The organism is Chloracidobacterium thermophilum B (assembly GCF_000226295.1).
GTDB classification, from domain to species: Bacteria; Acidobacteriota; Blastocatellia; order Chloracidobacteriales; family Chloracidobacteriaceae; genus Chloracidobacterium; species Chloracidobacterium thermophilum.
The window spans coordinates 2,655,812-2,670,024 of record NC_016024.1; the positions used below are offsets into that span (position 1 = coordinate 2,655,812).

Here is a 14,213-nt window from a genome sequence, read left to right on the forward strand (position 1 = left end):
AACCGCAACCCAGTGGAGGTTTCCTTGCATTCCGGGTGAGAGTGCTCTCAGGAGAGGCGGTCGAGGCTCACCGCCACAACCAACTCATTCGATTTCGTCGGGCAGCAGGCAGAGACCCTCCGACGTGACCGGCGTCCCGGTACGCGACCAAAACTCGAAGGTCAGCGTTCGCCGGCCGGCTTCGGTAGCATATTCCAGGTGCAGCATGTCGCGTGGGTGTTCGCCTGTGTTGCGGTAGAACCGCAGATTGCGCGCGGCTACGAGCTGGTAATCCCGCTGGCGCCAGGTGAGTTGCTCCGGCGGTGATTCCGGGTCCAGTTCCAACGCTTCGACCTCGCCATACTCGGTCGGATCAAGGGGAAAGGAAACCACGGCGCGGCCGGTCGTGTCTTGAGGGTTGGGCTGATGAACCTCGATGAAATGACGCCGTTCGCCATCCGTGACTTCAAACTGCCAGAACACCAGAGTTTGTTGCCCGATGTCCACAAAGCGATGGGCTTTGTCAATGACCCACCGGCCCGGAAGCGGACTCGTCGGGGAAAGAACGATTGTGTCTCCGGCGCTCAAATCGGCCAGGGCGCGGGTCTTACGTTTGGGTGTGGGGTCTTTTTTTCCAAAGAAAGAAAGCCAGCCCATGAAAGTCACCTCCGAGTTGCCCAACCCTGTTGCCTTGGCTAGGCGCGTCCCGTCCGGTCTGCCACCCGGCGCAACAGATCGGCTATCTCGAAAGGTTTACGCACGCAGTCTTCAGGGGCAAGGTTGAATTCCGACGAAGCCAGAACCTCATCAATCTTCTCGGACGCCGAGCAAATCAGAATCGGCACCTGCCATAGTTCCGGGTTGTCGGCAGCGCGAATGACCTCGATCAGGTGTGTTCCATCAATCACCGGCATCATGATGTCGAGGATGATCAGGTCCGGGACACGCTTTTTGAGCAGCATCATCGCGCCGATGCCATCCTCCACGGCGGTCACTTCATAGCCATCGTGGGTCAGCAGTTCAGTCAGCAGTTCACGGACATCGGCATCATCATCCACAACAAGAACGTGTTTTTTGGTGTCGGTCATGGGTGTGCTGTGCAGAGGCTAACCAAGGTGTCTTACGTTCCTGGAGGGAACGTCAAAAAAAGATGCCTTCGCGCTCTTCAAGACCGCGATCAATGAGGCGACGAATTTCGCGTTTGACCCGGTCCACCTTACGTTGAATGACCTCGTCGCGGTCATCCGGGTCGCCGCGAAAGATGAGCGGTTCGCCGAAGTAGATGCGATATTTGGTCGGAAAAGGAATCATCCCCAACACACCCAGCCAGGGGAAGGTCGGCGTAATGGGGAAATACGGCATGCCGAGCAGCCTGGCGAGCGGTTTGCAGTCCACAAAACTGGGGGCCTGTTCTTCGCCGCCAATTACGCCAAAGGGAACAATGGGCGTGTTGGTAGCCAGCGCCAGCCGCATAAAACCCAGCCCAAACCGGACGAGTTTGTAGCGGTCTTTCCAGACCTTGCCGGAGCCGCGCGCACCTTCCGGGAAAACCAGAATGGCCTCGCCTTTCTGAAGCAGGCGCTCACAGTTGAGTGGGTCGCCAACAATAGCACCACTGCGCTGAAGCAAGGTGCCCAGCAAAGGCATTGTGGTGAACCACCGCTCCACCATAGCACGGCACAGCCGGGGGGGATTGGCTTCAAGCAGCATGGCGACCGCCACCATGGCCCCATCAATGGGCAGTTGCCCGCTATGGTTGCCAATCAGCAACACACGTCCCGGAGGGACATGCTCGATGCCGTAGGTTTGTACCCGCCAGTAATGCCGGTAGAGCCGTGCAAACAGGGAATATCCGTAGCGTGCTGTTCCGGGGTGCAGTCCCCAGGAGTCATAGCCATACTCGTTGACCGCCGTTGGAATCTGGCGCATCCTGGCATCCACCTCAGCGTCCACCAAGCGGTCAGCCAAGGCGGCCATCCAGCCACTTGAGGTGACGGTAGGCAGGAGGTTGCGTGGCTTGGACCGACGGCGTAACCGGGCCGCAGCAGGTGTTGCCGTTGGTGGAGGCGACTCCGGTGTGGGCAATAACCGGAGCGTGGGTTCATTGTCCAGACGTTGAATAGTAAGGACTTTTTTCCGGGGTGCCGGCTTGGGCTTTTCCGGTGCCGTGTCTGCCGGGGAAATAACGGTGAGGGGCGGCAGCGTCGAACGTTTACGGGCCATGACGTTTCTCCTGGGGGCGCACCGCCCGCGCACAGAACTGGCAAGGCTTTGAAAGATGCCACGCAGTCAAGAACGACACGAGCATAAGTCGTGAGCTTGGCTGTGGGCAACGGATTTTCACGGCGATGAAAAACCAGGGAAAGGTTATTCCCGGCCGGGGCTTCCGTCAGGTCTGGCGGCAGCTTCTGCCGAGGGAACGAACTCCAGTCCGTACTGTGCGCCTTCTTCGGCAATCCACTGCTGTTGATGCTGCTCGTAGATGGCAAGACGCTCCCGCATCTGCTCAACGGCCTGGGGTGAGATCGGCTCGGTCAGCATCCGCGCCTGCTCTTCCAGCAGGTCATGCAGTTCATCGGCGAGTCGCGTTGCGCCGGCATTGAAGGGGCGCAGTTGCTTGAGCCGTTGACGGGCCGCCGCACTGGCTGCCAGCGTCTCTGGCGGGACGGGCTGCCCGGTTTCAAGGTGCTGTACAATGCGGCGGTACACCCGCTCCCCTTCGTTGCAGGCCTCGGCAAAACGGCTGATCGTTTTGTTTTCCGGGAATACGTTGGCCCCAGCCAGAAAGCGCGCCAGCGATGGCGGGTCGCCCCGGTAATTCCAAAACATCAGCCCAAAGCAGAGGGCGACAACGGCCATGAGCACGATTTGCCACACGCGCCAGACGGTCGGCGTTTTTCGTTCGTTCGGCGGTGAGTATGGGATAAACAGTGCCAGTCCAATGCCAGTCAGCAGTCCACCCACGTGACCCGACCGGCTGATGAAAGGAATGGAAAAGGTGATGACGAGATTGATGATCAGAGTAAGCCAGACGCCGCGTTGCATCGTGGCCCGGACCATCGGCGGGATTTCGGCGCGGTACTTGTAAACAAACACGAGCAACGCACCAAACATGCCAAAGAGCGCCCCGGAAGCACCGGCCCCAATGCTTTCGGGATGGGCGAAAAAATAGCTCGCCACGAACCCTCCAATCCCGGAAAGCAGATACAGGATGGTGAAACGCGCCGACCCGTAAAGCGATTCCAACTGCGGACCGAGCACCCAGAGGGCGTACATATTGGCCAGCAGGTGAATCATCCCGATGTGCAGAAACATGGGAACGACCAGGCGCCACACTTCCCCCTGATCAATGAGCTTCCGGTTGCAGGCGCCAAAGGCCGTCAGTACGTCCGGGTCGGTCGAGCCGCCGGCAAAGGCCGTCAGCAGAAACATCGCCACGTTGATGCCGATGAGTACGTAGCTGAGTGGAGCGCGCCGGAAAAACACCGCTTCGACAAACCTGGCAGCCCGCTGGCGTTCCCGCTGCTCCTGTTCCACTTCAGGCGGCAGCGCGCCACATTCCAGGCAACGCAACACGCTGCCGGGGGTAAGCAGTCCGCATTGGTGGCAGACGCGCAAAGGGCGCTCGGTCACAGGTTCCATCACTAATCCACGAGGTACTTCGCCCGTGCGCGGTACTGCCGGTCCACGGCTTCCAGGAACGGCTCCGGGGCCAGTGGCGGCGGGACGCCCAGCCGCCGACTGATCGGAGCGGCAATCCGGGCCGCCATCCACGGCCGGGCTTGTTCAGGCAGGGTTGAACGGCGCAGCAGAAAGCGCTCCACCGCCGCGATGTCATCGGCTGTCAGGGCCTGGATATTGCCGATGTCATCCATCACTTCCTGCGGCTGGCGCTGAACATCGGCAGCATGCGTAGCCAGTACCTGATCGAGCGCCGGGGTTGTGCCCAGGCGTTCTTTGACAACGATCGTGCCAGCGACGAGATCGCCCAACCGCCGGGCTTCCCGGTGCAGCATAATGCTCATCACTCCCAAAGCATAACCGCTCGGCAGAAAATCCACGGTGCGCAGAACGTTGCGCACCAGCGCCTCAAAAAAACCGATCGGACGGCCGTCAATCCGAATCACCCGCAACCGCAGCCACCGCTTGCCTGGGGTTTGGCCGTTCCACACCGTTTCAAAGATGGCAAAGTAGCCAAAATAAATCAGAAAGGACACGAGGACCAGAAGTGCCAGCAGCCACAACTCAACGGAGCGGCTCAACTGGAGGTCACGGAAAACGTCATTGATCTGGGCGACAAAAAGGCCAAGAACAAACAGGGTCAGAAGCTGAATACCGTGATCGATGAGGGCCGCCAGAAAGCGGCTGCCGACGTTGGCGAGCGCAAACCGCAGCTCGACGCGCTCCGGGGTTTCGATGATGAGTTGGTTGTCGAGCCGCATGGCATAAGTGATACTGCCGTCCAGGACCTGCCTTGGCAAGAGCCCCGGACGGCAGTCTGCCGTTCCCATTACTGGAAAAAGCTACAGTTACTGACCATCATCAAAGAAGGTCTTGAGTTTCCGGCTCCGCGACGGATGGCGGAGCTTGCGCAGGGCTTTGGCTTCGATCTGGCGGATACGCTCACGGGTGACAGAAAAGTGCCGCCCGACTTCCTCCAGGGTGCGTTCCTGACCGTCTCCATCCAGCCCGAAACGCATCTTGAGGATTTGTGCCTCGCGTTGGGTGAGCGTGCTGAGCACCTCCAGCGTGGCTTCCCGCAGGCCCTTGCCGACGATCATTTCCGCCGGATTGAGACTGTTGCGGTCTTCGATGAAGCTGCCCAGGTTGGATTCGCCGTCATCGCCGATGGGCGTTTCCAAGCTGATAGGTTCCTGGGCAATCTTGAGTGCCTGCCGAACCTTGACAACCGGCAAATCCGTGCGCTGGGCCAGCTCTTCGTGCGTGGGTTCACGGCCCAGCTCCTGAACCATCAGCCGCGCCGTACGAACAATCTTGTTGATGGTTTCAACCATGTGCACCGGAACACGAATCGTCCGGCCCTGGTCGGCAATGGCGCGGGTCACCGCCTGGCGAATCCACCACGTGGCATAGGTCGAGAACTTGTAACCCCGCCGATAGTCAAACTTCTCCACCGCACGCATCAGCCCAATGTTGCCTTCCTGAATGAGGTCGGAAAACTGCAAGCCCCGCGAGCGGTTGATGTAGTTTTTGGCAATCGAGACGACGAGCCGCAGGTTGGCTTCGATCATCTCGCGCCGGGCTTTTTCGGCTTCCTCAGTCGAAGAGAAAATTTCCCGCAGTGAACCTTTGATGCGGCTGGCTGGTTCGAGGTAGCGCTTCTCGATGTCTGCAATGACCTTTTGCGCCTGCTCAATCTGGGCACGTGTTTCCGCTTCATCAATGCGTGCGCGCCGCTGCTTGTCTTTCAGCGCCGCCTGGGCGTTTTCAATCTTGCGCTCGGCATCCTGAATCTGCCGCACCACAGCCCGGATACGGTCGTTAAACTTCTGCCGTATCTGGTCGGAAAAAAGCACGCTGCGGATGAGCCGCGACAGCTCAACCCGCTTGCGGAGATATTTCCGGTAGCGCTGCTGGGCTTTGCGCGGCGCGCGCTTGCGCTCCTTCTCAATTTTGGCGGCTTCTTCGCGGATGTGCGCCAGCATGCGTGAAATGGTCTGGAACCGCTCGATGGTTTCGATCAGGTAACGTTCTTCATTTTCCAGCGTGATGTCCTCGGCATCCGAGTCCGAGGTGTCAATGACCTGCCGGATGCCGATTTTGCGTTCTTTAAGTTGCTCGGCGATCTCTTCCAACTGCTCGGCAACGATGAGTGACCGCGAGTGAGCCTTGTAGAGCCGCCGGCGGCCGCGCTCGATCCGCTTGGCAATGTTGACTTCGTCCTCGCGGGTCAGCAGGGCAACATTGCTCATCTCGCGCAGGTACAACGTCATCGCATCGAGCGAGCGGTCGCTTTCGGAAGCTGACAGGTCGGGCGGCGGCGTCACGCCGCTTTCAGCATCTTCAATGGCTTCTTCGAGTTCTTCCGTGTCTTCCGCTTCGCTGTCCAGGATGAAGTCGTCCTCTTCGGACGCCGTGGAATCTATCTCGGCCAGAAACTTTTCGAGGTCGAGAGCCGGAAGGGCGCCTTCCGCTGTCGGGTCAGTGTCGCTGTCCATCAGATTTTCTTTGAGGTCGAGTCGCATGGCTGTGTGGGTCTGGAACAGGAAATGCTTGCTCTTGTGGCTGTAGTTGGTAAACTTGGGTCAATCACCGTCAGGATACGTTGCGCCGTCTGTCGCATCAATCGGCTTTTCATCGGGCGCAAGAGTCTCGAACCAGCATACTCATTTCACCCTGTGGACACTGTGTGTTCCATGACGGATGGTACACATCCACTTTCACCACTTGCGCGCGGCCTTCCCACGCATGGGTTCATAGACGCTTGTACCTGTCTCAAAGTTTCCCGTCCGTGCCGCTTTTGCCGGCAACTCTGAAATCCAGCCGGAGCCGTGCCATGTCTCTTTCCGTGCCGCTCATCCTGGCCACCCGGAACGCCGGGAAATTGCACGAGTTTCGCCACCTGCTCGCCGGCGTGACCCGGCAGGTCATCGGCCTTGACGCTTTCCCGTCCCTGCCTCCCGTACCCGAAACCGGCACCACATTCGAGGAAAATGCGCGGCTCAAGGCACGTGCCGTTCAGGCGCAGACCGGCGGCTGGGTCATCGCCGACGACTCCGGGCTATGCGTGGATGCCCTGGGTGGCGCGCCCGGCGTTTTCTCGGCACGTTATGCCGGTGAGCAGGCGTCCGATGCCGACAACGTGGCCAAACTTCTGGCGGCGCTGCGTGACATCCCGGCCGAACGGCGTACGGCCCGGTTTGTCTGTGTCCTGGCGCTGGTCACGGAAACCAAGGAGGCATGCTTTACCGGCATCTGTACCGGTACGCTGACCGAGGCCCCGCGTGGCTCCTGCGGGTTTGGCTATGACCCGCTGTTTATTCCCACTGGCGACACGCGCACCTTTGCCGAGATGACCCCGGCAGAAAAGGCGGTTTACAGCCACCGGGCACGCGCCGCCCAGGCGCTCGTGGACCATCTTCGGGCGGGTTTTGGGAACCGTCTTCCGTAACGGGCAGCGCGGCCGGCGGCAGATCGCCGCGTTCGCACTTCCACCGGCAGGACTTGAGACAACCGGCCGTTCCAGGCATGGTTTTAGGACGAGCGTTCTGCCTTCATACGAGGAGTCTGGCCGATGTCTTCCATCCTGTCTGAAATTTTCGAGGCGGCAAAAACCGTCCGCGCCATTGCCCAAGGCATGGCCGTGACCCTGAGCTACATCCCGAAGCAAAAACTCACCCGCCAGTACCCCGACGTGCCGGTTGAGCTGTATCCACGCTTTCGGGGCGAGCACTATCTGGCGCGGGACGAAAACGGCAAGGAGCGCTGTGTGGCCTGTTTTCTCTGCGCCGCGGCCTGCCCGGCCGATGCCATCTACATCGAAGCGGACGAAGACCTCCGGCCCTACGCGGAGCGTCCGGGCATGGAACCGCGTTACGCCCGTGTCTATAACATTGACTATGGGCGGTGCATTCTGTGCGGCTACTGCGTCGAGGCCTGCCCGAAAGACGCCATCAAGCACGGCCACAACTTTGAAATGGCCGTGACGAACTTTGCCGACTTGGTCAAGGACAAGGAATACCTGTTGTCCAACCTGGAGCGCGAAAAGACGCGAAACCTGACGCTTCGCAGCGACGCCTGACCGCCAACCCCAAAAGTGCAGGCCCCATAAGTGCAGGCTGTTTACGCACCAGTGGCGGCATTTGCCGCGTTTTCCTGGGTCTCTTCTTTTTGTGATTGGTAGTGTGCCAGCAGGGCCCGGCCTTCGCGGCTGCGGGGATCAATGGTACGAATGTGCTTGTTGCCAACCATTTCCCAGATTGCGGTGACAACGCCGTTTTTCTCGACGGCGCTGTAGGTTTTCTGCTCCGGGCTGATTTCGGACTGAGCTGCTTCGGACATAAGGTCAAACGCTATCCAAACCTGATTTCGTTGTGTTTTGGGATGCTCGCACCTTGCCTGGCGCACGTGCGAAAGCGCATATTCCCATGGGCATTGGTGTTCTGTCCAGAATGCCGGACGCCTTTCTCCCGCTGCCACATTGACTCCGGCGGGCAGAAACGGTGTGGTCCACAGATGTTTTTCACACGGCCAAGGAGGTGAGGCTTCATGGTTTTGCGCTGTCCGATTTGCGGGACCGTAACCACGTGGGCTGGAAATCCCACCCGTCCCTTCTGCTCCGAAGCCTGCCAGATGCGGGACTTGGGCAACTGGCTGACCGAACGCTACAGCCTGCCGGTGAGCGAGCCGCCGACACCGGAAACCGAGCCGACACCGGAAACCGAATCGTCCCTTCAGGATGAGTGAAAGGGGAAACTGCCCGGCAACGGAGTGCCTTTGATGAGAAAGCGCTTTTGATGCCAATCACCTTGCGCGGGCGCTCTGAGATGAACCGGCCGACGTTGCGCACCAGCAACCGTCACCGCGCCGGCGGACAGACCTGACCCATGAGGCACTGACCACCATGCTCCGCATTGTTCTCTGGGTGGACACCAAACGCTACGAAGTCGGCTCCCCGTCCTTTTTCCACTGCTTTTTCTCGACCATCGCCTACCGCCTGGAAAACGACGCTTGGGGGAGTGTGTATCCACGCATCATGCTGGACTTTTACAAAGGACGGCTGCGCTACACCGACGCCCCCGAAGCCCTGAGCGAACTCGACGCCATCCAGCTCGGCTTTGAGATGATGCCGCCGGAGGACATCATCTGGGACTACGACGACCTCGACCGGCAGCCCCCATGGGCAGAAGGCGCGCTGGAAAACACCTCCTGCGCCGCCGAGTGCTTCTTTACACCGACCGAGGAGCACCTGTTTGCCGTACTCCGGCAGGCCTTCAATCGCAGCATCGAAGTTCGCCATGACGTACGCATCCGCCGTATGGCATAACCCATCGTTTTACACTTCAACCTGCTGAGGAAACCGACACCTTATGCCTGCATCCCGTGTCACGCCGGGCGACCTGACGCGCCTGAAGGCTGACGGCAAGCGCATCGTCGCCCTGACTGCCTATGACCGCCCGACGGCCATGGTCTGCGAAGCCGCCGGCGTGGATGTCATTCTGGTTGGCGACTCCCTGGGCAACGTCCTGCTCGGCTATGAAACGACCCTTCCCGTGACCATGGACGACATGCTTCACCACGTCAGAGCCGTTGCACGCAGTACGCATCAGGCGCTGGTCGTCGCCGACCTGCCGTTTCTGTCCTATCAGGCCGATCAGGCGGAGGCGCTGCGCAACGCCGGGCGGTTTCTCAAGGAAGGCGGCGCGCAGGCTGTCAAACTTGAAGGCGGCAGCCGCAGCGCCGAAACCATCGAGCGTATGGTCACAGCCGGCATTCCGGTCATGGGGCACCTTGGCTACACCCCACAATCGGCCCACGTCTTCGGAAGGAACGTTGTCCAGGGACGCGATGTGGATGTGGCCACGACGCTCGTCCACGATGCCCTGGTTCTGGAGGAGGCCGGTTGTTTTGCCATCGTTCTGGAATGCGTTCCCCACGAAGTTGCCCGAGCCATATCCGAGCGACTGCGGATTCCCACGATTGGCATCGGCGCTGGCAACGGCTGTGACGGACAGATTCTCGTCTTCCACGACGCCGTTGGCTGGGGGCCGGGCGCGAACCTGAAGTTCGTCAAACGCTATGCCAATGTCGGCGACATCCTGCGCCAGGCCGTCAGCGACTATGCCCGCGAAGTACGCGAAGGCGTCTTTCCGGCGGCGGAACACTCGTTTTCGATGTCCGCCGAAGCCCGCGTGCTGTTTGAGCAGGAACTGGAGGAAATGGACGCCACTTGTGACGAGTAACGTTCACCCGGGAGCGCGGGCATCCTGCCCGCTCCGGGTTTTCTGGAGCACCCTCAATGACCACAATCAAGTTTGGTACGGATGGCTGGCGCGGACGCATTGCCCGTGAGTTTACCTTTGCCAATCTGGACCGTGTGGCCCAGGCCACGGCCGAGCAGTTCCTGGCCGACGCCGACGGAACGGCCCCGCTGGTCTATGTCGGCCACGACCGCCGCTTTCTTGGTGAGGATTTCGCAGCGCGCGTGGCCGAAGTCATGGCTGGCAATGGTTTCCAGGTACGTGTGTACGACCAGTTCGTGCCGACGCCCATGGTGTCCTACGACTGCTATGCCGAACGTGCCCGGGGCGGGATCGTCATCACGGCAAGCCACAATCCGCCACAGTTTTCGGGCTTCAAAATCAAGCTGCCCTTTGGCGGTTCGGCGCCGCCGGAATACACCCTTCAGGTGGAAGCCCGCCTTGACGCCAACCCGCCGCGCACGACAGGGCTGCGCGCGGCGCTGGCCAGCGGACAGGTGCAGTACGTGCCCCCTTCCGCGCGCTACCTGGCACGGATCGGCGAGCTGCTTGACCTCGACCGCCTGCGCGCCTTCGACGGCGAAGTGCTCGTGGACTCGATGTACGGTGCCGGCGGACGCTACATCGAGCAGTTGCTCCAGGGCGGACGGCTGCGCGTCACCACCCTGCGCGCCGAGCGGGACCCCTACTTTGGCGGCATTCACCCGGAGCCGATGATGCCGCAGCTCCAACCCCTGTGTGATGAGGTGGTCCGCCGCCGGGCCTTTCTGGGACTGGCAACGGATGGCGATGCTGACCGTATCGGCGCGGTGGATGACACCGGCGCTTACCTGAACACCCACCGCATGCTGGCCATTCTGGCGCTGTATCTCATCCGCAAGCGTGGACTGACCGGCGGCATTGCCCGGACGGTTTCCCAAAGTGTCGTCGTCAAACGCATTGCCGAGCGCCACGGGCTGCCAACCTATGAAACGCCCGTTGGCTTCAAGCACATTGCCGCCCTGATGCGAACCCACGACATCCTGTGTGGCGGCGAGGAATCCAACGGCCTGGGCTGCAAACTGCACATCCCGGAGCGGGACGGCATCTTCAGCGGGCTGCTCTTTCTGGAAGCCATTCTGGCCTTTGGCAGGAAGCCGTCCGAGCTGGTGGCTGACATTTCGGAGGAGTTTGGATTTTTTGCCTACGACCGGCGCGACCTGGCGCTTGACCACATCGAGCAGGGATTGGCGTTCATCGAGCGCCTGAAAGCCGACCCGCCAGCGGCTGTCGCCGGTTATCCGGTGCGCGAGGTGGGACTGCTCGACGGCGTAAAACTCCACTTCGAGGACGAAAGCTGGCTGCTGTTCCGGGCTTCGGGCACTGAGCCGTTGGTGCGCGTCTATAGCGAGGCCACGACCGTCGAAAAGATGTCGGCGCTGCTGGCTTTCGGCGAACAGTTGGTGCACGAGTCACTTTGACGATGTGGACAGGCAGGTGGCGACAGCCGCCCTTCCACGAAAGAAGCCGGGCGAATGGACGCCGTTTGGTTTGAATGGACAGCGTTTATCCTCTTCGGTGTCGTTGGTCTCATCGTCTCCGGGCACGCGCTGCTCTACAAACGCGAAGCACGCTCGGCCCTGCTGTGGCTGCTCGTCGTCTGGTTTCTGCCGGTTCTGGGCGCGGTACTCTACCTGCTGATCGGCATCAACCGCCTCCAGCGCCGCGCCCAGCGTCTCCGGGACGCCACGGCCCTGCCACCGGCGGCTGAACAGATTGCCGGTGAAGACCAAACCGAAATGCTGGCGGATGATGATTTGGGTGGCCTGGCGCGGCTCGTCCAACAGGTCACGGGCCAACCACTGCTGGCCGGAAATCACATCACGCCCCTGGTCAACGGTGTGCAGGCCTATCCGACCATGCTCGATGCCATCGCCCAGGCCCGGCACAGTATTGCCCTGGCCACCTACATTTTTGACCGCGACGGCATCGGCGACCAGTTTGTACAAGCTCTGCTGGCGGCGCAGCAGCGCGGCGTCAGCATTCGCATTCTCATAGACGATGTGTACGTGCGCCTGGTACGCGGCTCAGCCTTCAGGTTTCTAAAAGCCGCCGGGCTGAATGTGGTCTCTTTCAACCCGCCGGTACTTCCGGCGCGGCTTCACGCCGCCAACCTGCGCAATCACCGCAAGCTGCTCATTGTGGACGGCCAGATTGGCTTTACCGGCGGCATGAATATCCACCGCCCCTACTGGCGGCCGGAAAACCCGGCGACGGCCTTTCGTGACCTGCACTTTCACGTCCGGGGGCCGGTCGTCCGCCACATGGTGGAAACCTTCACCGACGACTGGTACTTCACCACTGGCGAACGCCTGGATACCAGGTTCTGGGGGGAGGAAGGCCCCCAACCGGCCGGGCCGGCACTGGCGCGCGGCATCGAAGCCGGCCCGGATGAAACCCTTGACCGCCTGCGGTGGGTCTTTCTGGGCGCGCTGAATGTGGCGCGGCAGAGCGTCAGAATCTGGACGCCTTATTTCGTCCCCGACCAGTCCCTTCTGGCAGCGTTGAGTGCGGCGGCGCTGCGTGGTGTCGAAGTGGACATCCTGACGCCGGTTGAAAACAACCATCCGCTGGTTCAGTGGGCCGGACGGGCGCATTACTGGCAGGTGCTTGAACACGGAGCGCGCATCTGGGAGCGCCCCGGCCCGTTTGACCACAGCAAGCTCATGGTCGTGGACGGCCACTGGGTGTGCATCGGTTCAGCCAACTGGGATGCCCGCAGCCTGCGGCTCAACTTTGAGTTCAACCTGGAAGTCTATGACACGGCCCTGGCGCAGCATCTGGAGGCGCTGTTCCAGGCGGCCCGCCGGGAAGCCACACTGGTTACGGCGGCCCAGCTCCGGGAGCGTCCGCTGCCGATTCGCCTGCGTGACGGTGTGGCGCGGCTGTTCTCTCCGATGCTGTAGGGCCGCCGGCTCGGTCAGCTTTGCGCCGTCGCAGGGCGGTTGAAGCGCAGCGCCAGCGACACCAGCAGAATCGCCGGAAGACCGAGCAGCGCTGTGCCGACAAAAAACTTTGTGTAGCCAAACGTCGCCACGGCCGATCCCGAAAAACCTGCCGCCCACTTTGGCAACAGCAACATCATCGAGCTAAGCAGGGCATACTGCGTTGCCGAGTAGCCGACGTTCGTCAGCGACGACAGGTAGGCGACAAAGGCCGCCGAAGCCAGCCCCGTGGCGAGATATTCCGCAGAAATGACCACGACCAGCGCCGCCAGGTGTGGACCCGTGAGACTGAGCGCCGCAAAGAGGAGATTCGTGCCGCTGCTCAGCAGGGCCCCCAGCCACAGCGGCCACAAGCTCCCCCGGCGCGATACCAGAACCCCACCCAGGAAGGCACCGGTGAGCGTCATGACGACGCCATAGACGTTGCTTACGGCTGCAATCTGGTCTTTCGTGTAACCCATGTCCACGTAAAACGGGTTGACCATCACGGCCAGAACGGTATCGCTCAGGCGGTAGGTCGTGATGAGCAGCAGCGTCAGCACCGCCTGCCAGCGGTAACGGCGCAGAAAATCGGCAAACGGTTCGAGGAGGGCTTCGCGCAGCCACGCCCAAAGGTTTCCGGCAACAGAGACGCGCCGGGTGTCCGGTTCGCGCGAACACAGGACCGTAAGCACACCAACTGCCATTGAAGCCGCCATGACAAGGTAGGCCGCCTGCCAGCCAAACTGGTCATAGCCGTTACGGCTGCCAAGCCGGGTGGCGATCCAGAGTGTCCCGGCGCTGCTCCACATCATGGCCAGCCGGTAGCCGGTCTGATAGGCCGCAGCCAGAACGCCCTGGCGCGTCACATCGGCAGACTCGATGCGGTAGGCATCGAGGGCAATATCCTGAGTGGCGGAGGCAAAGGCAACAAAAAGCGCAAAGCTGACAGTCCGTCCCAGCGCCTGACGCGGATCGGTCAGCGCCAGCCCCACAAGACCGCCCGCCACGGCAACCTGCGCCAACAGCAGCCAACCCCGCCGCTGGCCGAGCCGTGTCGTCAGTCCGGGAAGCGGCATGCGGTCAACCAGCGGCGACCAACACCACTTGAAACCATAGACCATTCCAACCCAACTGGCGTAACCGATGGCAGCCAGGTCAACTCCGGCCTCGCGCAGCCGAAAGCTCAACGTGCTGAGCGCCAGCAGCAGTGGCAGCCCGGCCGCAAAGCCAAGGAGGAACATCCGTACGGTCAGCCCTTCGAGATAGGGCGCCAGCGCCGCGCGCCAGTTTGAAGGCGGAGAAACAGTCGGAAGGGACAACGGCGTGG

15 protein-coding genes are annotated in these 14,213 nt (G+C 61.2%); 7 read left to right on the plus strand and 8 right to left on the minus strand.

Annotation, left to right across the window (positions count from 1 at the left end; translation table 11 throughout):
• Nucleotides 1-84 precede the first annotated feature (84 nt).
• The 6 genes from CABTHER_RS11005 to rpoD form a co-directional block, all read right to left on the minus strand.
• Complete coding sequence (locus CABTHER_RS11005) at nucleotides 85-636, minus strand: hypothetical protein (protein WP_014100718.1); 552 nt, start codon at nucleotides 634-636, stop codon at nucleotides 85-87.
• Nucleotides 637-674: 38 nt separating this feature from the next.
• Nucleotides 675-1,067 (minus strand): response regulator, encoded by a 393-nt coding sequence (locus tag CABTHER_RS11010; RefSeq protein ID WP_014100719.1) that lies wholly within the window; start codon nucleotides 1,065-1,067, stop codon nucleotides 675-677.
• A 52-nt stretch (nucleotides 1,068-1,119) separates the two neighbouring features.
• Nucleotides 1,120-2,202: a lysophospholipid acyltransferase family protein gene (locus CABTHER_RS11015; RefSeq protein WP_228374053.1), complete on the minus strand. Its 1,083-nt coding sequence runs from the start codon at nucleotides 2,200-2,202 to the stop codon at nucleotides 1,120-1,122.
• Nucleotides 2,203-2,346: 144 nt separating this feature from the next.
• The gene (locus CABTHER_RS16050) at nucleotides 2,347-3,621 is read right to left on the minus strand and encodes a rhomboid family intramembrane serine protease (protein ID WP_014100721.1); all 1,275 of its coding nucleotides are present in this window, start codon (nucleotides 3,619-3,621) and stop codon (nucleotides 2,347-2,349) included.
• 2 nt (nucleotides 3,622-3,623) lie between these two features.
• Nucleotides 3,624-4,421, minus strand: a complete 798-nt coding sequence (locus CABTHER_RS11025) for an RDD family protein (RefSeq protein ID WP_041569214.1) — start codon at nucleotides 4,419-4,421, stop codon at nucleotides 3,624-3,626.
• Between the two features lie 87 nt (nucleotides 4,422-4,508).
• Nucleotides 4,509-6,185, minus strand: a complete 1,677-nt coding sequence (gene rpoD, locus CABTHER_RS11030; protein WP_014100723.1) for an RNA polymerase sigma factor RpoD — start codon at nucleotides 6,183-6,185, stop codon at nucleotides 4,509-4,511.
• A 311-nt stretch (nucleotides 6,186-6,496) separates the two neighbouring features.
• Between rpoD and rdgB the strand changes: the two genes are divergently transcribed.
• On the plus strand, nucleotides 6,497-7,111 hold the full coding sequence (gene rdgB / locus CABTHER_RS11035; RefSeq protein ID WP_014100724.1) for an RdgB/HAM1 family non-canonical purine NTP pyrophosphatase: 615 nt from the start codon (nucleotides 6,497-6,499) through the stop codon (nucleotides 7,109-7,111).
• Nucleotides 7,112-7,234: 123 nt separating this feature from the next.
• Nucleotides 7,235-7,741 (plus strand): NuoI/complex I 23 kDa subunit family protein, encoded by a 507-nt coding sequence (locus CABTHER_RS11040; protein WP_014100725.1) that lies wholly within the window; start codon nucleotides 7,235-7,237, stop codon nucleotides 7,739-7,741.
• Nucleotides 7,742-7,782: 41 nt separating this feature from the next.
• Here the strand turns inward: CABTHER_RS11040 and CABTHER_RS11045 are convergent, their stop codons facing one another.
• The gene (locus CABTHER_RS11045; protein WP_014100726.1) at nucleotides 7,783-8,001 is read right to left on the minus strand and encodes a hypothetical protein; all 219 of its coding nucleotides are present in this window, start codon (nucleotides 7,999-8,001) and stop codon (nucleotides 7,783-7,785) included.
• Between the two features lie 207 nt (nucleotides 8,002-8,208).
• On the opposite strand from CABTHER_RS11045, the gene CABTHER_RS16705 reads away from it, so the two are divergent.
• The 5 genes from CABTHER_RS16705 (at nucleotide 8,209) to cls (ending at nucleotide 12,865) form a co-directional block, all read left to right on the plus strand.
• On the plus strand, nucleotides 8,209-8,406 hold the full coding sequence (locus tag CABTHER_RS16705) for a DNA gyrase inhibitor YacG (protein WP_081464862.1): 198 nt from the start codon (nucleotides 8,209-8,211) through the stop codon (nucleotides 8,404-8,406).
• Nucleotides 8,407-8,563: 157 nt separating this feature from the next.
• Nucleotides 8,564-8,986 carry an Imm70 family immunity protein gene (locus tag CABTHER_RS11050; protein ID WP_014100729.1) on the plus strand — a complete coding sequence of 141 codons (423 nt, stop codon included), beginning with the start codon at nucleotides 8,564-8,566 and terminating at the stop codon, nucleotides 8,984-8,986.
• A 43-nt stretch (nucleotides 8,987-9,029) separates the two neighbouring features.
• Nucleotides 9,030-9,902: a 3-methyl-2-oxobutanoate hydroxymethyltransferase gene (panB, locus tag CABTHER_RS11055; RefSeq protein ID WP_014100730.1), complete on the plus strand. Its 873-nt coding sequence runs from the start codon at nucleotides 9,030-9,032 to the stop codon at nucleotides 9,900-9,902.
• A 56-nt stretch (nucleotides 9,903-9,958) separates the two neighbouring features.
• Nucleotides 9,959-11,380, plus strand: a complete 1,422-nt coding sequence (locus CABTHER_RS11060; protein ID WP_014100731.1) for a phosphoglucomutase/phosphomannomutase family protein — start codon at nucleotides 9,959-9,961, stop codon at nucleotides 11,378-11,380.
• Between the two features lie 54 nt (nucleotides 11,381-11,434).
• Complete coding sequence (gene cls, locus CABTHER_RS11065) at nucleotides 11,435-12,865, plus strand: cardiolipin synthase (protein ID WP_014100732.1); 1,431 nt, start codon at nucleotides 11,435-11,437, stop codon at nucleotides 12,863-12,865.
• 14 nt (nucleotides 12,866-12,879) lie between these two features.
• Here cls and CABTHER_RS11070 read toward each other — a convergent pair whose 3' ends face one another.
• Nucleotides 12,880-14,205, minus strand: coding sequence for an AmpG family muropeptide MFS transporter (locus CABTHER_RS11070; RefSeq protein WP_014100733.1), 1,326 nt, complete (start codon nucleotides 14,203-14,205; stop codon nucleotides 12,880-12,882).
• Nucleotides 14,206-14,213 lie beyond the last annotated feature (8 nt).